The organism is Alteromonas sp. ABH2_165 (assembly GCF_056159945.1).
Genome location: NZ_JBSWWF010000005.1, coordinates 355,852 through 373,808, shown reverse-complemented (window position 1 = coordinate 373,808; position 17,957 = coordinate 355,852). Strand labels below are relative to the sequence as shown.

Sequence of the window (17,957 nt, the reverse complement as noted above, 5' to 3'; positions counted from 1 at the left end):
TCAGATAAACTGATCCTGTTATACTCAGGAAGGTTAACGATGAAAGAGCGTAATCCTCATTCGCAGTCCCGAAAGCCCCGCTCCTGGTGGCAAACCGACTGTGTGAAATGTCAGCGTATGCGTATGATCGTGTTGTGGGCAATTATTGTTTTCGTGGTGTATTTCTATGTCTGGAACTGATTCTGATCCGATTTTTGTTCGAGCGACGTCCAAAAGCAACGGTATTACCGCCCTGGTGCTAGGCGGTGTCGGTCTTTGCGTGTCGGCAGTCTGGCTTAATGTGTTTCCTGAATGGTTATTTCTTGCCGGTATTTTTCTTACCAGCGCGTCTATTGTGTCGCTGCTGATAGGGTGGTTTAAAGTGCGTGAACCCCAGTTCAGTATCGAAATTTCGCCAGACGAAATTCGCTATCACCATCGACTGGGAAATTGGCTGTTAGATTGGGACAATGTACAGCGTGTGGGGTGTCCCCGGGTGCAGCAAGGGCTCGACCATGTCGACCTGGAAGCGGTAGGTATTCGGATTAAAGATTATGGCGCGTTTCTTAATCAGGTTTCACCGCGCCTGGCTACCCATCTGCTGATGGAGCAGCGACCACTGTTACTGCATCAAGACAATAACTGTAAAACCGGTGCCTGCTTTGATCAGAACATGTTTGATGATAAGCATTACACCGCCGCAGACGCGCAAACCTTTACCGGGGTTAAAGCTATGTTGGCAAACCGCATGACCCAGCTTAGAGAACTGCTCGGTTATGACGTTTTTATCTCGTCTTCAGATATCGACAGAGAGCCCACAGAGTTTGCGGCTTTCTTACGCCAATGTCAGCAAGCGCGGCAAGAACGCACAGTAGGTGAAGCCTGATAATCTGAGAGGCCTGACAATGCACCAGGCCATCATTTAGCTTAGCTACGAAATGAGTAACTCATTTCTTCCATGAAGCGGCGGGCTTCGGTCATCAGAATATCGCATTCAGACAACAGCGCGGGTAAGTGTTCTGCCACTAGGAAATGCTGTTCTAGTTTAAGTGCGGTTTCAAGCTCGTTGGCCAGTTCCTGCAATCGGGGCACACCGGTATAACAACAGGCACCATGCAGCTTGTGTACTTCTGCTTTTAGTCCGTCGTAATCCTTACTTTCCCACATGAGTTTTAGCGAAGCCGTTGTAGGCGGCAGCAGCATGATGAAATCGCCCAGCATGGTGCGGGCAGCATCTGGGTTCTGGTTCGTGCGTTTCACCGCCAATTGCCAATCAAGAGTGGGTAATGCCATGGCGGCAGGTGCCACGTTCTGACACCAGCGTTTGATGAGGTCTAGCAATGCGCCCATTTCAATAGGCTTAGGCAGATAGTCATCCATGCCCGATGCCAACAAGCGCTCTTGCTCTTCTTTAAAGGCGTGAGCGGTAACCGCGATGATAGGCGTGCCCATGTTCAGTGCCGTTTTACGGATTTGTCTGGAGGCTTGTAAGCCATCCATGCCGGGCATTTGTACATCCATCAAAATGAGATCGTATTCTGTGCTGTGACAGCGGTTTACCGCGTCTTGTCCGCTCATCGAGGTGGTCAGGCTTACAGGAGAATGGTCCAGCCAGGTATGCAGCAGCTTCAGGTTCATTTCCATGTCGTCGACGGCCAGAATGCGTGCTTTCGGCAAGGAATTCGTTTTTTCCTGTAACGGGTTGCGACGCTTAGCGGTTTTTTGATGCAGCAAACTTTCCAGTTTTGTGATCGTTACCGGCATACGAACCTGTTCATGGAAATGCTGAGCAAGGCTGGGATACTGATTAAACGGCTCTGGGCCCGAGTACCAGAGAATACGCTTCTTCGCCGGATACTCCACGGCTTCAGAGATATATTCGTTTCTGGATGCTATACGCGAAACCGGCACGGTTGCAAACAGTAAGTCTGCCTGCATGTCCAGGCCGCGCAAGCAGGCGACAGATTCTACCGAGGTCACGTTAGCGCCCAAATGTTTGAGTAAAGATGCCGACGCCCGACGGGTGTCTGGAATAGGGTCGAGTACTATCACCCGTTTGCCAATCCAGTCTGCGTTGGGAGCCAACGTGTACTTCTGGCTAAGCTGATTAGCGCGCAAGGTAATGTCAAAGGTACTGCCAATACCCGGTGCACTGGTAAGGTCTAGCTTACCGCGCATCAGTTTGATGAGCTCACGGCAAATGACTAACCCCAAACCGGTTCCCTGATAACTGCGATTCAATGCATCATCTATCTGCGAGAACGCGTTAAACAGCTTTTTCTTGTCCTGGCGACTAATCCCAATTCCGGTATCTTCAACCCGGAAGTGCAGTTCGTGAATACCATGAGGTAGCGATTTACCCTTTACCGAAAGCGTAATGGTGCCGGAGGAAGTGAACTTCAACGCGTTGCTCAACAGGTTGTTTAAGATTTGCTTTATGCGGAAAACATCGCCGATGAGTTTTTCCGGCAATGGCGCAAGCTCAAACACAAATTCAATACGCTTCGCATGGGCCGATTTGGCCATCATGGTGACCATATCTTCTAACAACTGATTCGGCGCAAACGGCTGATTATTGATTTGCAGCTTACCGGCCTCGATTTTCGAGAAATCGAGTACATCATTGACGATACCGAGCAGATTGTCTGCCGCTGTGTTGATAATGCGAACTTGCTCTTGTTGCTCCACAGGCAGGGCCGTGTGGGTTAATTCCTTACTGAACCCCAGAATGGCGTTGAGCGGGGTGCGGATCTCATGACTCATGTTGGCGAGGAACTGAGATTTTACGTTACTGGCTTTGATTGCATCTTTACGGGCAATATCCAGCCGAGCGTTTTGCTCTTCAATCAATTCCATGTTGTTCCGCAAGTCATTGGTGGCCTGATCCACTTCGGATTCCATTTGGCTGCGACTTTTTTCCATGAGCGCGAACGAAAACATGCCTGCTTCAAGGAATACCCCAACCTGAAAACAGTAAGTCGTAAAGTCGTTAGACGGCAGCAGTCCTACCAAACTCAGCATGCCGATAATGGCGCTTGCCGCCAACATTGACCAGGCAATGATAAAGTAGCGAGCGGGCTTGAAGTGGTTAAAGAAAGCTTCAAAACCGGCGTAGATATAACTGCAAATGGCAATCATGCCCACGCCATACACGAGGTTGTTTTTCCAGATATGGGGAAGAAAATCTACCAGGCAGGTTAGCCCCACAATAAACTGGAGTAACAGCAACGACTGGATCACAGGGTGTGCCGTGGGCGCGTTGTTTTTGGTTTCCAGAAATGACAGGGTGAAAAAGCCGGAACACATTCCGATGATCACGAATATTAGCTCGGTGTGCGAGGCGAACCAGGGCGCCAGTCCATCACTGACAAACAGGTGTAAGTGACCGCCCCAGACAAACTGCCATAACATTACAGCCAGAATATAGCCCACATAGGCCATTAGGCTGGATTCTTTAGCATCTACAAACAATACAAAGTTGTAGATGGCGAGAATGATCAGGCCGCCGTAAAACAAGCCCCACATTAAACTGTCGAGTTGGGCTCCAAAACTGTGATGCTGTTCCGTTTCAGCGCTTAACGGCACAATTAACGCCGAAGAGGTGCTTTCAATTCTAAGATACAGCTCCATGGGGGTATTAACGGGAAGTTCTACACGCATAGTAGGAACGCGATAGATTTGCTCTGACTGCAGCTTTCCCTGGTGACTTTGCTTTACGATCTCATTGCCTTCGACAAGATAGAAGTCCACTTTGTCGAGCTGACTAAAATCGATGTTGAATACCCAGTCATTGGCATTGCTGGTGTTATTAATTTTTGTTACCAGCCACAGCGCGCGGGACTGAAAACCAAAATTAGGGTTCGATTCGGTATAGAGCCTGAAATCTGGACGGCGTTTGATTGCTTCACTGATGGTCAGTTGAGAATCCGTCTCAAAATAAAACTCAAGGTTATCTGTTAATTTGGTTTCGACTTCTTCATTGATGAGTTGCAGCGTAGATTGCGCCAGCGCAGGCGACAAACTCACAGACCACAAAAACACCACGGCAAACCAGGACCACAGTACTGCGCGCATTCTTAATATCAGATTGGGGTTACATGCGCCTATTAAACCACCAAGCAAGGCGTTTGTACAAAAAAGCGCATGCTTTACAAAAAAAGGATCACTTTTTTAAATAATTAACAATGTGGAAGGCGTTTTCATTAGAGTGAAAAGGGCTAGGTGTAAGCCTGATGAAACAGGGCTTGCGGCACAATGGCGCCGGCATGTTGAATGACGATACTTGCTACCTTCGCGGCCTGCTCGGCAGCAGCTCGCACTGGTTTACCTTGCAGTCGGGCGGCAAGATAACCACCGGTAAAGCCGTCGCCGGCTGATGTGGTATCGACAACCTTTTCGACAGGCGTTACTTCCACGCTCACCATCGTTTCGTTATTCAGAATTTGAATATGGTCTGTGCCATTCTTACAGACTATTTCACTCACCCCCATGCTGGCCAATGCGTCCATGGCATCGAAACCGTCCTGATGACCAAACAATAGCTTGTGCTCTTCAATGCCGGGAAACGCAATATCCGTTAGTTGGTAAGCGCGCTTAGTCCACAGAGCAGCCTCGTCTGCAGACTGCCACAGCGCGGGGCGATAATTGGGGTCAAAGGCAACCTGAGCACCCGCTTCCCTGGCTTCACACAGCATATGAAGTAGCTGCTCCCGCTGACCGTTATCCAGCACGGCCAGCGTAATGCCGCTGAGATAGATAAGGTCGACTGCCGGCAGGAGGCTGTTTTCTTGCAACCAAAGATTCACCCATTGCTTAGCCGCAGAGTCGTTTCGCCAATACTGAAAGCTACGTTCACCGTCATCGTCGGTATGAATGGCGTATAATCCGGGCTGCTTATTGGGGTGAGATAAAATCATCGATGTATCAACGTGTTCACACTGAATCACCGATTTCATGTGCTCGCTTAGGGTATCGCAGCCAAGGGCGGTAAGCAGGCTTATTTCACCTTCTGGCAAACAGCGCTTTAAATACACTGCTGTATTATAAACGTCGCCAGCTACACCCTGACGGAAATGACCTTTGTCCGCCTCAGAGAGCTCAATCATCACTTCTCCGGCCAGGATACAGCGGCGGGGACGGCTATTCGATAATACTGCTGATTGCAACATGGGTTTCTCTATGGCCTGCTAGGAACTGCTAACACGGTCAAGCTGATAGGCATCTTTATAGATGCCGCGTGCCGCTTCTTTAACCATTTCGGCCACTTTCGGCACCGCGCTTTTAGGGAACACTGCCGCGGGTGCAGTAATGCCTACTGAGGCAACCACTGTTCCCAGACTGTTTCTTACCGGCACCGCCACGCAACGTACATTCTCATTGTACTCACGCTCATCAACCGCATACCCCAGGGCACGTACGCGGTTTAGCTCTTTTTTGAGATCCTGCATGTTGGTGATGGTAAACGGCGTATGCTTCTCCATGGGGTGTTCCGACAATAGCAGCTCCAGGTTGTCGTAATATAAGAACGCCAGGAACACTTTGCCGGTGGATGAGCAATGCATTTGCGCTTCTACACCGGGGCGTTTCGATACCATCAGCGGATTCGGGCTGTCGAACACTTCTACAATTAGCGCCTTGCCATGATTCGGCACCGCCAGGTGTGCCGTATGGCCGGTACGCAGCGCCAACCGCTGAATGTGCGGAATGGCCATTTGCTGCATGCGATCGGAATGGATGATTTGCAGGCCTAGCTGCATTAGGTTGGCACCGCTGAAATACACCTTTCCGCGCTTCTCCAGCATTTCTTCGGATACCAGGGTGCGCAGCAGACGGAAGACCGTGGTGCGAGGTAAATTTAGTGAAGCTTCCAGCTCTTGCATGGTCATTCCGCGGTCGCGACTGGCGAGCAGGCGGAAAACTTCACATGCATGTACAACGCTTGGGATCAGATAACGTTCTGTCATGGTTGTGTCCTTTTTTATCACTTTGGCTAGCGAGCCAAAAATCCACCGTCGACAGCCAGAATGTGGCCGTTGACATAGTTACTGGCTGCGCTGGCCAGAAATACCGCCGCACCTTGCAGGTCTTCGGCTTCACCCCAGCGGTTTGCCGGAATGCGTTTTAATATTTCGGTACTGCGGTTTTCATCGTCCTGCAATGCCTGAGTGTTGTCTGTACGAATATAACCAGGAGCAATGGCGTTCACCTGCACATTGTGGGTGCCCCATTCGTTAGCTAAAGCTTTGGTGAGACCGGCAATAGCATGTTTACTGGCCGTGTAGGCAGGCACAGTAATGCCGCCGCTGTAACTCAGCATGGAGGCGATATTAATAATTTTTCCGCTCCCCTGTGCCACCATGGCTTTACCAATAGCCTGAGAGAGAATGAATGCGGAGTCGATATTGACCTGCATCACCTGCTGCCATTTATCCAGTGGGAACGCTACGGCAGGGGCGCGGAAAATCGTGCCGCCATTGTTCAGTAGAATGTCCACACCGCCATACATCCCCAATGCGTCTTCGGCCAGCCTGATGGTTGCCTCTGCGTTACTGAGGTCAGCAGCCAACGCCGTAGCTTCACCACCGGCATCGCGGATGGCGGCAACGGTGTCGTCACAACCACCGGTGCGGCTGCTGGCACAAATCACTTTGGCTCCGGCTTTGGCGAAGCCAATGGCAAGCGCCTGACCAATGCCACGACTGGCTCCTGTGACCAGGGCTACTTTACCTGTTAGGTCAAAAGAAATACTCATCCTTAACTACCCTCTTTATTGTCATTCGTTTTGGCCACTTCCACGGCATAAACGTGAACCGGGCCGTGCATGTTCGAGCGGAATACCACCCATTTATTGTCAGGAGTAAACGTTACGTTGGGCTCCAGCCGGTAATCATGGTTTTCCATGTTCACCAGGCGTTCTGCTTTGAGAACCGCAGGCTTAATCAGGGACTCGGCATCCGGTGCACTTATTCCGGCCACATCGTTAATGGGTTCATCGCGAAACAGGTAAATCCACTTGCCGTCTTCAGCCCTGGCCACCATTTCCTCATCGCCACCGTCGCCGGCAAACAGGGAGCCATCTGGTGAAACGTTAAAATGCACTGACCAATAATCACGAGGCAGATGACGCCACACGCGTTTGCCGGTGTTTAAATCCACGCTGGCCAGCCAAAATACTTCGCCACGGGGCGTTTGCAGGTCATAGAAAATCCGTTCGCCGCTGGCGTCGAAAAACTCATGCCCGGCAATCTCCATATTCATGGTGCGGGTGTGCATTTTTCGAATATCGCTGCCATCCACGTTCATGGTCCAGATGCGATCGACTTTGTGCCACGGGCCTTCATGACAGAACATGATTTTATTTGGATCTGCAGGCGAGAACTGAATGTGATTGAGCCAGTCAGTTGCCTGGTGGATAGTACGTTGTTCACCGGTGCGGGTATCGACCACAAACATCTGCATAGGAATGCGTGCTTCCAGACGTTGATTGATGCGCACTTCTTTGGCATCCGCAAAACTCAGTGGATTACCGTTTTTGTCGGTGGCTTCATATCGGGCTTCAAACCGCGCGTGACGGGGGCCTGATTCCATGCTGTAATCCTGCTCAGCAAAGGCACCTATCAGCAGAGTTTCATCTTTGTTGATGGAATGCACCTTGCCCCGGGGAACCGTAGCCACATGCTTTACTTTGCCGCTATCGATGTTGATGGCCAGTACTTCTGTGGGAGACTGTAGCTCATTTTTGGCTACCACTTCGCCGGTACCGGCGCCTTCAATACGAGTCACATACACATTATGGCTCGACGGACCCATGAACAGAATGCCTACGTCCGGATCTTCAAAAATCCGTTTTACCGAACCGTCTTCCAGGTTCACCACTGCTACACCTTTAGGATTGTCCACAGAAATCACCAAGGATTTGCCGTCGGCGCTGTAGGCGTTTTGATGGAAGTATAGCGAGCGGGAACCGGCTTCTTCCGAAAGTCTGACAACACGGTGACCGGTGTCTTTATCAATCCAGGATTTTGGAATGGATTCGTCAGCTTGGGCAGGCACCGAGGCCATGAAGCTTGTCAGCACAATGCCAGCGAACAGCTTATACATTGGCATTGTGAGTTCTCCCTGATGCTGTGCCGTCCTGCTGAACCGCACCCACCGTGTTGTTACCCCAAAGTTCTTTGTAACTAAAGCCAGAAAGGTCTTCCACAATCGCCTGGTTTTCCGGGCTGGTGGGTTGAGTATTGCCTGCTTTGAAGTGCTCGATTTCATTCATCAGCACTTCATGCGTTTCTTTACTCAGGCGGAATTTGGTGGAAACAAAGAAGCCGAACAGTAGTACCAGAATCGGGCCGATAGCCATCATCAACACAATGGTAGATATAGCCTGGCTATTTTGTGTTTCGGCATTGGAAACAAAACCACCGAACTCTAGAATGATCCCCACCGACATCACGGCAAGTGCTTGGGTGGCTTTACGGATGAAGGTCATCACGCCGGCAAAGCTGCCTTCACGACGACGTGCCGTGACTATCTGATCCACGTCGGCCATGTAATTATAGGTATTCCAGGGAATGTAGTTCAGCGCTCCCCGGCCTAAACCGGCAATAACGACACCCACAACCAGCCACACAAAGTTAAAGCTGTCGGTGGTGGCGTACATGGCAACCAGCGAGATTATCGCAATAATGTACAGTGTCACGGCGACACGATAGCTGGGGGACGGGCCAAATCGCATCACCATAGGAATGGCAACGGCAACGGCAAATAGCTGTGCAACATAAGTCACGGCCATCATTTCAGACGCAATGACTACCGAGCCGCCAATGGCGAATACCACAAAGTAAGTGAACACGGCGTTGAACACATCCTGGCTGATGTAACCACCCAGATACATGCCCAGATGCAGACGAAACGCACGGATTTTCAGGGTAGACATGAGGTTGGTATAAAGCGCCTTCATGGTACCTGATAAAGTCCAACCTTCGCCTTTTGTGAGTTCCTGCTCGCCCACTTCATCGAGGTCGCGCTCCCAGGTGAACATCCACACGGTAAATACCACAATCATGAACAGTACCGAGAAGATAATACCCATGATCAGGAAAGTCGAAGCCGATTCTTTGCCGCCAACGGCGCTAACAATCCAGGCTGGCAGAATACCGGCCAGGATTGCAGACATCTGACCGGTGAGAATACGGGCTCCAGCGAGTTTTGCTTTCTTCTTGTAGTCGTCTGTCATTTCCGCTGCCAGGGTTTCATAAGGAATGATAACCGCGGCATAAACCAGCTCGAAGAATACGTAAGTGACCAGATAATAAAGGTAGTGCTGGCCGCTTACCCACATCAACGCAAAGCTAGGTAGCAGGGGAATAGAGAAAATCAGGAATACCCGACGACGGCCAAAACGGCGACCAATTCGGGTATTGCCTAAACCGTCGGATATGTGGCCGAGCAGGGGAGAGGCAACGGCGTCCAGAATACGCGCAATCGCGAAAATACTGGCAGCCTGAACAGCCGACAGGCCACAGAAGGTGGTATAGAAAAACAGGATCCAACCGCTGATAACAGCCATGGAACCGGCCCCAAGAATATCGTTGAGGCCGTAAGCGACATAGTTTATCGGTTTGAGTTCACGTCGTGCCATCGTGCTCTCCCCCTTATTATTTATCGGTTAGATGTAGGCGTTCATGTATTCAACGAGGGCGAGAATTGCCATCGACTGACCGTAAGGCATAGAAGTCAGCGGAATATCTTTGTATCCCTGCAAGGTGTCGAATACCGGCGTGCCGAAAGACACCTGTTGCAGTTCGCCGGTGTCGTCAATGTTCTCCAGCACTGCTTTAATGGCCTTTTCTGCACAAGGCAGATATTCGTCGCTGATGTAGCCTTTGCGCACAGCCTTCATGATGCCGTAGGCAAAACCAGCAGCGGCAGACGCTTCAAGATAAGAAGTCGGATCGTCCAGCAGGGTGTGCCATAGGCCGTCTTCATGTTGGGTTTTAACCAGCGCTTTAACCTGTGCTTCTAAGGTTTCAATTAAGAACATGCGGGTAGCGTCGGTTTCAGGCAGATTCAGCAACTCAATAAACTCAGGAATCGCGATGGTGACCCAGCAGTTACCACGGGCCCACAGGGCATCTGCGAAGTTGTGACGACCGTCGAATGTCCAGCCGTGGAACCACAGACCGGTTTTTCTGTCTGCCAGGTATTTGGTGTGCAGCATGAATTGGCGCTTGGCTTCTTCCACGTAGTGGGGGCGATCCATCAGTAAGCCTATTTTTGCCAGCGGCATCACGCTCATCATCAGCGTGTCGTCCCACATTTGCTGATAGTTGACTGAGTTGAAAACAATGTGCTGGATACCGTTTTCTTCGGTGCGAGGAATGCCATCCATGATCCATTCGGCCCACACATCCAGGTAGGGTAAATAGCTACGGTTACCCGTACGCTCCTGCATGTAGGCAAGTGTGAGGAAAGGAGACATGGTATTTACGTTTTTGGTCGGTGTGCCTTCGGCGAAGCGATTGGCGAACCAGTCTTCGATGATTTCCCGGGCTTTATCGTCGCCGGTGATATCCCAGTATTTAAGCAAACCATAAAGGCCGATGCCGTGGGTCCATTCCCAGTCGTTCCAGCCCTTGGTATCAATGATTCTGCCGTCTTCCAGCTTTAGTAAGAATTCACCGGTTTCGTCGGTGATATTCACCAGGTTGTCGATGAGTTTGTCTATTTTCTGACGAACGGTGGAATAGGCGATGTCGTTAACTCGTGCAGGCATGTGAAATCCTTATTGAAACCAAACTTCGGTACCGTCATGTACCTGAAAAAATCAATTTCAATCACGTTACATCGCTTCACATCACATTAACAATCAAATTGTAAAACTACGTGACATTAATTTCACATTTGGAACACTAAGTTCAATAGGTAGTTTAATTATGAAAAAAAGGGCAGCATTGCTGCTGCCCATAAAAGTAGGTTTGATAACAAACCTCACTTCACACACTCCGTTGTTCGGTCGACCTATAACGCTGATTTAACAAGCGCTATATTTTGAATGGCGGCAAGGCCCCATTGGGCGGCGTCGTTAGTAGACACCCAAGCCGCTTCTTCAACTGGATTTAGCACATGTGGTCCATATACCCCTGTAGTTCCTATGGTCTTTTCGCCTCCCCACTCTTTAGCAAACTCTTGCCATGCGCGCTTGGCGAGGGCCGGGTCGTTTTCTTGCACTGCGACGTAGGCGGTAAGGCGGGAGTGAGCCACGGTCAGACTATTGCCCCGCATACGTTTACCCAGGGCGGCTTCCTGCTCTGCCGCCGGTGCGCTGTAAAGACGACCGTATTTCAACCATGCCGCTTTATATTCAGGTACATCTAACAGTTGATTCAGCTCGGTGGACATTTCGATTAAGCCGAACACTGAGCTTAAATGTGATAGCCCTGGTTCTTTTTCAGGGTAAGGCACCAGTTCCTGCTTCTCCACGTCATAGCCGAAGGCGCCGGCAAAGAACCCTTGCGGATGATTGCCAATGACTTTCATGGCGTTTTCCAGGCGTAGCCGGTACTTATCGTCGCCGGTGCGCTCCCAGGCTGTCAGCCAGTTAGCGGCCGCTGAGCCCCAATCCGTTCCGCCGCCCATTTTGGCGATATTCGGAATGGGGTTGCTGCTGTCTACCTTACGGGTCGCGTTCAGCGCGCCCAGCGCCTTGTCGGCATCGGTAACTTCGCTAAGCACATCGCCGGTGCGTTCGTCACCAGTGAGAAAATAGTGAAATCGACGATAAGACGAGGTGCTGATCCGTAGCTGTTTGGCGCTGCAACCCCAGTGTTGTACGTTGTGTCGTGTGCCTAAACCCTTAAATCGACCTGCATGGTAAATGTCTACGTCGCGGTTGTGACGGGTCATCCGTTCGGCCAAATGGAAAGTGGTTGGGTCGCCGGTGCGGAGGAAGGAATACCACAGCCAGAGATCCGGTGATAATTCGGAATTATCCCAGGCATAGCCACCTATGTCGTAGCGCCATACATGGCGATCGGCATCGTAGGTGTGCATGATGTCGCCGAAGTTCCAAAAGCCATACCAGTGGCGCTGGTCTACCTGCCCTGCATAGTATTCCACTTGCCAGGCAAGTCGATCTTCAATCTTTTTAAGCGCCGGTGTGGATCTATCTGGCAGGCTCCATAAACCGCCAAATACGTTAGCGTTCAGATAATCCTCTGGTGCTGCAATGAGACGGGCAGGATGGCGGATACTTTGTGCCATGTTAATGGTGTCATCCCGTGATGGCGTACTGTCCATAATGGCCAGGGTGAACTCTGTGGTGCGGGCTATGCCGTGGGCATCGCCGAAGCCCGGCTCGTAATCTTCATAGGTGATATTCAGTGCGTCGAGCTGCTTTTCGTAGGTGTCCTGGCCCATGCCGTCATGATAAAAACGTACGTCCATGGCCGGAGCTTCCGGAGAGTAAAACCAGATGGTGGCAGTGGACACATCATGCCCGGTATCACGTAAATCAATCTGCACGGGGTGCAGTTGCCAGAAGTCACGCATGCCAAACAGCACGCCGCCACTCACACCGCCAAGATAGCCCACGCCGCTGGCACGATGGCCTTGATCAGAACCGATCCAGCCGTGACCGGCTTTGGTGCGCTTTCGAATTTCAAAGCCATTGGCGTTAATCTGCGTGAGGGTGATGTCGTTCCACACCGGAATGTAGTGCATACGGCTGCTAACACGTTCATCCCACTCTGAAAGTGGTGGCGTGGCGATACCAGCAATTTGTGCCTGACGTACCGCTTCGCCCGGATCACGGCGCAAACCCGTAATGCCTTTCACCGCTTCTCCCCAGAGGCCCTTATTTTCACCTACCAAACGTAAATGTCGGTTGTACAGTTCATCCCTTTGAACCACTTCAAAGCGCAGACCCAGCCCGCTGATAAAGTCGCTTTCGGCGTTACAGTCGAAGATAAATGAATGCGTGAGTTGCACAGTTTCGCCACCGGCAAAGGCATATAAGCGCAGTGTAAACGGTAGCCATTCGCGACCATTCGCTGTGCGGTTAGTGCCGGTAATTTTGATGACAGCTCTGACCGGCCCTTGTTGCTCTACTTCTGCGCTTATGATGCGGGATTCAAAATGTTCATCCTGATTGCCATTCTCCGGGGCATCACGACGCATACCCACCAGACGTGCGTTACGACCAATCTCTTTGCTTCCTCGAAACAGTGAAGTAATAAGCGCGCTGCCAGATTGCGGCACGGTAAAGCGAATAACGCCGGTATTTATAACAATGTCGCCGTTCTGACGGCTAACGGATACCCCTTGCTGAGGCGCAGCGGGTTTGCTTTTGATAATTTTGCACGCTTCGCCGGTTACCGCGTTGGCTGGAATGGCATGGGCGGTCCATTTCACCGAGCCGTCCGGCCAATAAGCGGTTACCCAGGTTTGAAGTGGAATTGGGTTACCCTCGGCGCTTATCAGTGTCAGCGGCGTGTCTTTTGCCAGTTCGCCTTTTGGCCATGGGTAACCGAAGGTGGTACCTGGCTGATAAGAAGGGACTGCGCCTTCCAGCCAGCTTAATGTGCCCGGCATCCGTGATGGTGTTTTTACGGCTTGGGTTGCAGCAGCCTGTCCGGCTACCGTTGATGAACAGCCCATGGCAGTCATGGCGAGGGGTACAGAGGCCACCATGCTACTGTTTTTTATAAATTGTCTTCTGTCCATAAAGCGTCCTTAAATCCAAATTTGGAACAAAAAATATTAACTGCTTGTTAAACTTTGCTTAACTTCTATCATACGCGAATGGAAATAACACCATTTGACCGAAACTGATTCATTATGAGTTAACTAAGAGTTTCAAATATGGATTTTTCAAAGGGCGTGGAGTGATGAAGAGACAATTCTGGCAAATCCTGTTGGCGGCATTTACTGGTTTGTTTTGCCTTTTTGGTTGTGCGCAGCAATCGGGGCTCGTTGGCGGGAGAGCGATTAAGGGCGAGCTGATATACCAGAACCCACTAAGTAGTTGGACTGATGTCAGCGACTGGGTGATGGAAGGCGAAGGAGAGGTATCTTTTGATAACGGCTGGATGCAAATGTGGTCGCCGGATGAAGCGTCTCATCATGTGTTTTGGATGCCGAAAAAGCTGCCGCAGAGCTTTATTGCAGAATGGGACGCCCAGGCGTTGAAGACGGATGCCGGTCTGGTAATCGTTTTCTTTGCCGCAAAAGGAGTGAACGGCGAGGGCATTTTCGACCCGTCGCTACCGCCTCGGGACGGCACATTCAGTCAGTACACCGAAGGTCAGCTCCGTAGTTATCACATCTCCTACTATGCTAATGCCGCCCACAACCCTGATCGCGGCCATGCAAATTTACGCAAGAACAATACCTTCTCGTTACTGCAAACCGGCGAAGTAGGCATTTCCACGTTCGACAGAACGGTGCAGCGGGTTCGTCTCGAAAAAATCAGTAATCATATAAAGCTGTTTATTAACGACAGAAAGGTTATTGATTACACCGATGACAACCCTGTTGTTGAAGGGGTAAATACCGGCAAGCCACTCGGCGACGGTTATCTGGGCTTCCGGCAAATGCAATGGACCCGGTTTCAGTATCGTGATTTAGCGATCTGGGAAGTGGCAGGTGAGTAAAACAAAACGGCACTAGCAGACTGACGTACTTTAACAATGAAAATATCGGGTGTTCGCGTATTAGCGCCGTCTGACCCACATCGCTTCAGTGACGTTGAAGCATATTGATGTGGGCAAGACGAGCTACCTCTGCAAGATTGACGGTCAGGCAGAGTTGGCGGTTCAAAATATCCTGCAGGTTGACGTAAAAGCGGGCTCTTTGAGCGATGAAGCCATACAGAATAAAAACGTTATCGGATTTACGCTATCGCCCCGAGGCAGTCATTGAGATGGTTATTAGAAAATGACGGTTTCAATGACCACCAGTGCGGCAAGACCGGTTAACGCACAGTATAAGTTTGGATCAGTTAACTTCGCTTTTAGCCAGTGGCCGAAGCGGAATGAAACGTGGTTTTGTAACGTCTGTGCCATGACAATACCCTTCTGAAAAACCTGCTCACGCAGGGAAATATGAATTATTATTCAGTTTTAGCACGACGAAGATAGCTCGCGTATTAGTCAAAAGAATAAAATTTAACGTATTATTCACAAATGCTGCACGTCACATCCAGAATGGCTTAAAGATAAGGTGAGCTATTTTGTGAATGTCTATTTCTATCGGCATTGCCATTGATTAATCACAAATTGCTTGCTCACACATAGTCGCTATTCGAAGGGCCTATTTGCTGAATAATTCATCTCACCACATACTGAAATTTTATTTGATTCTGGGAATGGTGATGGAGCAACCTCAACCGCCTGAAAAACCGGAAAGTGATGACTGCTGCGGAAGCGGTTCATGTTATCAGTGCGTGTGGGATGTGTATTATGAAAAGCGCGCGGCATGGCGGGAGGCTATTCGTGAATCAGATTCTGAGCTGGCCAGTAGCGATGTTAAGCAATCAGAAAGTATAACGGAGTCATACAAGCGGGACACGTAATGTGCCGCTTAGGAAAGATTCAGCTCACACGTTGATTTTTATCTGATCAAAAGCGCCTTCACCAATAATAGTGCGCAAGTGTGCTTTGAGTTCTTCCTCATTGTACGGATACGAGAGGTCGTAACCACGCCCGTTACCACTTAATATCACGCCCAGATAATGATAAGAAAAATTCAGCGCGTAAATATCATCAACGCCGATCCTTAGTGGCGTCGATTCCAGGCCGGTCATTTGCTGAAATACCACCTTGTCGCCTTCTCTATTTATGAGGCTATCGAGGGGGTAGTTGTGCCGGTGACGCTCACTTCGAAGATAGCTGAATCCAAGAAAAACCAGCCCAGCGGAGCCAATTGCTGCTCCGGTAGAGACTGCGTTGTCAGCCAGTATGTTAGTGATAAACAAGGCCACCATGACGATGACAAACGCGAAATAACCCAGTTTCAGTGTTTTTAAATTCTTCATAACAATCCTTGTTCTACATATATTGCTAGTCATTAGCGAATAATCGATGGCTCAAATTTAGTTTTGCACAAGCGTTGCGCATTCTCAATGGGAATGCATTGGGCGCGTAAACAGGATTTAATTTTTTCTTATATTGGAAAAAGTGTCTGAGTGCTTCTATACCTTTTCTAACAAGGAGGAAAGAGTATGCCGTTTTTTTCACGTAATGACGCAGCAGAACAAGCACTTCAACAATCCATACTTGCCGTAGTGACCATTGATGAAAATAACCTGGTTACTTTTTATAACGAAGCCGCTCAACAACTCTGGGGATACACGCCGGAAGAAGTATTAGGCCGTAATATCCAGGTGCTGGTGCCACGTGAGCACCAAAGTAACCACGACAGCTATGTAAACGCGCACCGTCAAACAGGCGTGAACAAAATCGTGGGCAGTTCAAGAGAAGTCGAGCTTGAAACCAAATCAGGAAAGCGTATATGGGTTCAACTTGCGTTGTCTCAGGTTGTCCTGAACGGCAAAAAACACTACACAGCGTTTGTTCGGGATGTTACCGAGGAACGTGAATCCCGTGAAATTGTAGAGCAAACCCTGGAGCAGGCATTGGATGCGGTTGTGTGTATTGACCACAATAACTTGGTTACCCTATTCAATGCGTCTGCTGAAAAAATGTGGGGGTATAGCCGCGACGAGGTTATTGGCCAGAACGTGAAAATGCTGGTGCCTCAAGCCATTCAGGCGAATCATGATGAATTTGTAAATGCTAACCGTCGAACGGGTCAGGATAAAATTGTAGGAACGAGTCGCGAAGTCAAAATTGAAACCAAGCACGGCGACACGCTGTGGGGAAAGCTGTCTCTTTCTAAGGTTCGCCTTGATGATAGAACGCTTTATACGGCGTTCGTAAAAGACGTAACCGAGGAAGTTGAGCAGCGTGAACTGCAGCGAATGCTCTCTCTGGTAGCGAATGAAACAGACAATGCGGTTATTATCTCTGATGCAGAGGGGCTGATTGAATACGTTAATAACGGCTTCGAAGGATTAACAGGCTGGACGTTGGCGGAAGTGAAAGGGCGTAAACCTGGAGCCATTTTACAGGGCGAAGAAACCGATCCTAAAACCGTGGATGTTATTCGGCAGAAAATAAAAAACCGAGAAGCGTTTTACGATGAGATTTTAAATTATCGCAAAGACGGTGCGCCCTATTGGACGTCGCTTTCTATTAACCCTGTATTTCAGGAAGGAAAGCTGGTTAATTTTATTGCTGTGCAGGCAGATATCACCCGCGTTAAACAGATGGCACTGGATTTTACCAACAAGCTAAAAGCAATCGGCAGTGCGCTTGTGCTAATGGAAATTGATCCCGTTGGCAAAGTGGTGGATGTGAATAAATTACTTCGTACAACGCTTTCCGGTGTTATTGCCCAGGATGTTTTTGCGAAGCGCGTTTTGCAGGCTTTGACGGCGGAAGATAAGGATTTGCTTGATCATAATGAGTTTGTCACGAAGGTCGTTGAAATTCATGAAAATAACCAATACCTTGCATTTGACGCTCGCATCAGTGCGCTAAAAAGCTTTAATGGTGATATTACGCGCTATGTATTTTTTGCCATTGATGTCAGTACCCGCAAGCAGGCGGTTAATCAAACGTTGGTTGCCATGAAGGAGCTGTTAACTACCAGCCAGACGATAAGCTCTATCGTCGGTACCATCAATACCATATCGGAACAAACCAACTTGCTGGCACTAAACGCGGCTATCGAGGCCGCAAGAGCGGGTGAAATGGGGCGGGGGTTTGCTGTTGTTGCCGACGAAGTGCGAACCTTAGCTGGGAACTCAAAGCAGTCCTCAGACGAAATCGACAATCTGGTAAAGACCACGGTGAGCAATATCGAAAAGCTGGATGCACTTATTCAGAAAATTGATAGTTAAATTGCGCCCTGCTTAAACA

16 protein-coding genes are annotated in these 17,957 nt (G+C 49.7%); 6 read left to right on the top strand and 10 right to left on the bottom strand.

Annotated features, from left to right (window positions below; all coding sequences use genetic code 11):
• Positions 1-39: 39 nt before the first annotated feature.
• Together ACXAFQ_RS12340 and ACXAFQ_RS12335 are read left to right on the top strand one after the other, a co-directional pair.
• A complete protein-coding gene (locus ACXAFQ_RS12340) occupies positions 40-180 on the top strand; it encodes a hypothetical protein (RefSeq protein WP_474822385.1) in 141 nt (46 codons plus the stop codon).
• Entirely contained in the window at positions 167-865 is a 699-nt protein-coding gene (locus ACXAFQ_RS12335) for a DUF2982 domain-containing protein (protein WP_474822382.1), read from the top strand. Before ACXAFQ_RS12340 ends, ACXAFQ_RS12335 begins: the two co-directional genes overlap by 14 nt.
• Positions 866-906: 41 nt before the next feature.
• Here the strand turns inward: ACXAFQ_RS12335 and ACXAFQ_RS12330 are convergent, their stop codons facing one another.
• The 8 genes from ACXAFQ_RS12330 to ACXAFQ_RS12295 all read right to left on the bottom strand — a co-directional run bounded on the left by ACXAFQ_RS12330 (position 907) and on the right by ACXAFQ_RS12295 (position 13,698).
• Entirely contained in the window at positions 907-4,053 is a 3,147-nt protein-coding gene (locus ACXAFQ_RS12330) for a hybrid sensor histidine kinase/response regulator (RefSeq protein WP_474822380.1), read from the bottom strand.
• Between the two features lie 143 nt (positions 4,054-4,196).
• Entirely contained in the window at positions 4,197-5,147 is a 951-nt protein-coding gene (locus ACXAFQ_RS12325; RefSeq protein WP_474822378.1) for a sugar kinase, read from the bottom strand.
• Positions 5,148-5,165: 18 nt separating this feature from the next.
• Positions 5,166-5,942 carry an IclR family transcriptional regulator gene (locus ACXAFQ_RS12320; RefSeq protein ID WP_070126486.1) on the bottom strand — a complete coding sequence of 259 codons (777 nt, stop codon included), beginning with the start codon at positions 5,940-5,942 and terminating at the stop codon, positions 5,166-5,168.
• A gap of 26 nt (positions 5,943-5,968) precedes the next feature.
• Positions 5,969-6,730, bottom strand: a complete 762-nt coding sequence (locus ACXAFQ_RS12315) for an SDR family oxidoreductase (protein WP_474822373.1) — start codon at positions 6,728-6,730, stop codon at positions 5,969-5,971.
• A 2-nt stretch (positions 6,731-6,732) separates the two neighbouring features.
• Entirely contained in the window at positions 6,733-8,085 is a 1,353-nt protein-coding gene (locus ACXAFQ_RS12310) for an oligogalacturonate lyase family protein (protein ID WP_474822370.1), read from the bottom strand.
• Entirely contained in the window at positions 8,072-9,616 is a 1,545-nt protein-coding gene (locus ACXAFQ_RS12305) for an MFS transporter (RefSeq protein WP_474822366.1), read from the bottom strand. Before ACXAFQ_RS12305 ends, ACXAFQ_RS12310 begins: the two co-directional genes overlap by 14 nt.
• 27 nt (positions 9,617-9,643) lie before the next feature.
• Entirely contained in the window at positions 9,644-10,750 is a 1,107-nt protein-coding gene (bglB, locus tag ACXAFQ_RS12300) for a beta-galactosidase BglB (protein ID WP_474822364.1), read from the bottom strand.
• Positions 10,751-10,995: 245 nt separating this feature from the next.
• A complete protein-coding gene (locus tag ACXAFQ_RS12295) occupies positions 10,996-13,698 on the bottom strand; it encodes an exo-rhamnogalacturonan lyase family protein (protein WP_474822362.1) in 2,703 nt (900 codons plus the stop codon).
• A 164-nt stretch (positions 13,699-13,862) separates the two neighbouring features.
• Between ACXAFQ_RS12295 and ACXAFQ_RS12290 the strand changes: the two genes are divergently transcribed.
• Both ACXAFQ_RS12290 and ACXAFQ_RS12285 read left to right on the top strand, forming a co-directional pair.
• Positions 13,863-14,627, top strand: a complete 765-nt coding sequence (locus ACXAFQ_RS12290) for a DUF1961 family protein (protein WP_474822488.1) — start codon at positions 13,863-13,865, stop codon at positions 14,625-14,627.
• Between the two features lie 88 nt (positions 14,628-14,715).
• Positions 14,716-14,895 (top strand): hypothetical protein, encoded by a 180-nt coding sequence (locus ACXAFQ_RS12285; RefSeq protein ID WP_474822360.1) that lies wholly within the window; start codon positions 14,716-14,718, stop codon positions 14,893-14,895.
• A gap of 8 nt (positions 14,896-14,903) precedes the next feature.
• On the opposite strand, the gene ACXAFQ_RS12280 is transcribed toward ACXAFQ_RS12285, so the two are convergent.
• Positions 14,904-15,038, bottom strand: coding sequence for a hypothetical protein (locus ACXAFQ_RS12280; protein ID WP_474822358.1), 135 nt, complete (start codon positions 15,036-15,038; stop codon positions 14,904-14,906).
• 308 nt (positions 15,039-15,346) lie between these two features.
• Here ACXAFQ_RS12280 and ACXAFQ_RS12275 point away from each other — a divergent pair, with 308 nt between their 5' ends.
• A complete protein-coding gene (locus tag ACXAFQ_RS12275) occupies positions 15,347-15,547 on the top strand; it encodes an oxidoreductase-like domain-containing protein (protein ID WP_474822354.1) in 201 nt (66 codons plus the stop codon).
• Positions 15,548-15,571: 24 nt separating this feature from the next.
• On the opposite strand, the gene ACXAFQ_RS12270 is transcribed toward ACXAFQ_RS12275, so the two are convergent.
• The gene (locus ACXAFQ_RS12270) at positions 15,572-16,009 is read right to left on the bottom strand and encodes a hypothetical protein (protein WP_474822350.1); all 438 of its coding nucleotides are present in this window, start codon (positions 16,007-16,009) and stop codon (positions 15,572-15,574) included.
• A gap of 186 nt (positions 16,010-16,195) precedes the next feature.
• Between ACXAFQ_RS12270 and ACXAFQ_RS12265 the strand changes: the two genes are divergently transcribed.
• Positions 16,196-17,938 (top strand): PAS domain S-box protein, encoded by a 1,743-nt coding sequence (locus ACXAFQ_RS12265; RefSeq protein ID WP_474822345.1) that lies wholly within the window; start codon positions 16,196-16,198, stop codon positions 17,936-17,938.
• The last annotated feature ends 19 nt before the right edge of the window (positions 17,939-17,957 follow it).

Coding starts and splice junctions, on each gene's coding strand:
- ACXAFQ_RS12295 (WP_474822362.1), bottom strand. CDS start 13,698: ATGGACAGAAGACAATTTATAAAAAACAGTAGCATGGTGGCCTCTGTA.
- ACXAFQ_RS12315 (WP_474822373.1), bottom strand. CDS start 6,730: ATGAGTATTTCTTTTGACCTAACAGGTAAAGTAGCCCTGGTCACAGGA.
- ACXAFQ_RS12320 (WP_070126486.1), bottom strand. CDS start 5,942: ATGACAGAACGTTATCTGATCCCAAGCGTTGTACATGCATGTGAAGTT.
- ACXAFQ_RS12290 (WP_474822488.1), top strand. CDS start 13,863: ATGAAGAGACAATTCTGGCAAATCCTGTTGGCGGCATTTACTGGTTTG.
- ACXAFQ_RS12340 (WP_474822385.1), top strand. CDS start 40: ATGAAAGAGCGTAATCCTCATTCGCAGTCCCGAAAGCCCCGCTCCTGG.
- bglB (WP_474822364.1), bottom strand. CDS start 10,750: ATGCCTGCACGAGTTAACGACATCGCCTATTCCACCGTTCGTCAGAAA.
- ACXAFQ_RS12330 (WP_474822380.1), bottom strand. CDS start 4,053: ATGCGCGCAGTACTGTGGTCCTGGTTTGCCGTGGTGTTTTTGTGGTCT.
- ACXAFQ_RS12265 (WP_474822345.1), top strand. CDS start 16,196: ATGCCGTTTTTTTCACGTAATGACGCAGCAGAACAAGCACTTCAACAA.
- ACXAFQ_RS12310 (WP_474822370.1), bottom strand. CDS start 8,085: ATGCCAATGTATAAGCTGTTCGCTGGCATTGTGCTGACAAGCTTCATG.
- ACXAFQ_RS12335 (WP_474822382.1), top strand. CDS start 167: ATGTCTGGAACTGATTCTGATCCGATTTTTGTTCGAGCGACGTCCAAA.
- ACXAFQ_RS12270 (WP_474822350.1), bottom strand. CDS start 16,009: ATGAAGAATTTAAAAACACTGAAACTGGGTTATTTCGCGTTTGTCATC.
- ACXAFQ_RS12275 (WP_474822354.1), top strand. CDS start 15,347: ATGGAGCAACCTCAACCGCCTGAAAAACCGGAAAGTGATGACTGCTGC.
- ACXAFQ_RS12280 (WP_474822358.1), bottom strand. CDS start 15,038: ATGGCACAGACGTTACAAAACCACGTTTCATTCCGCTTCGGCCACTGG.
- ACXAFQ_RS12305 (WP_474822366.1), bottom strand. CDS start 9,616: ATGGCACGACGTGAACTCAAACCGATAAACTATGTCGCTTACGGCCTC.
- ACXAFQ_RS12325 (WP_474822378.1), bottom strand. CDS start 5,147: ATGTTGCAATCAGCAGTATTATCGAATAGCCGTCCCCGCCGCTGTATC.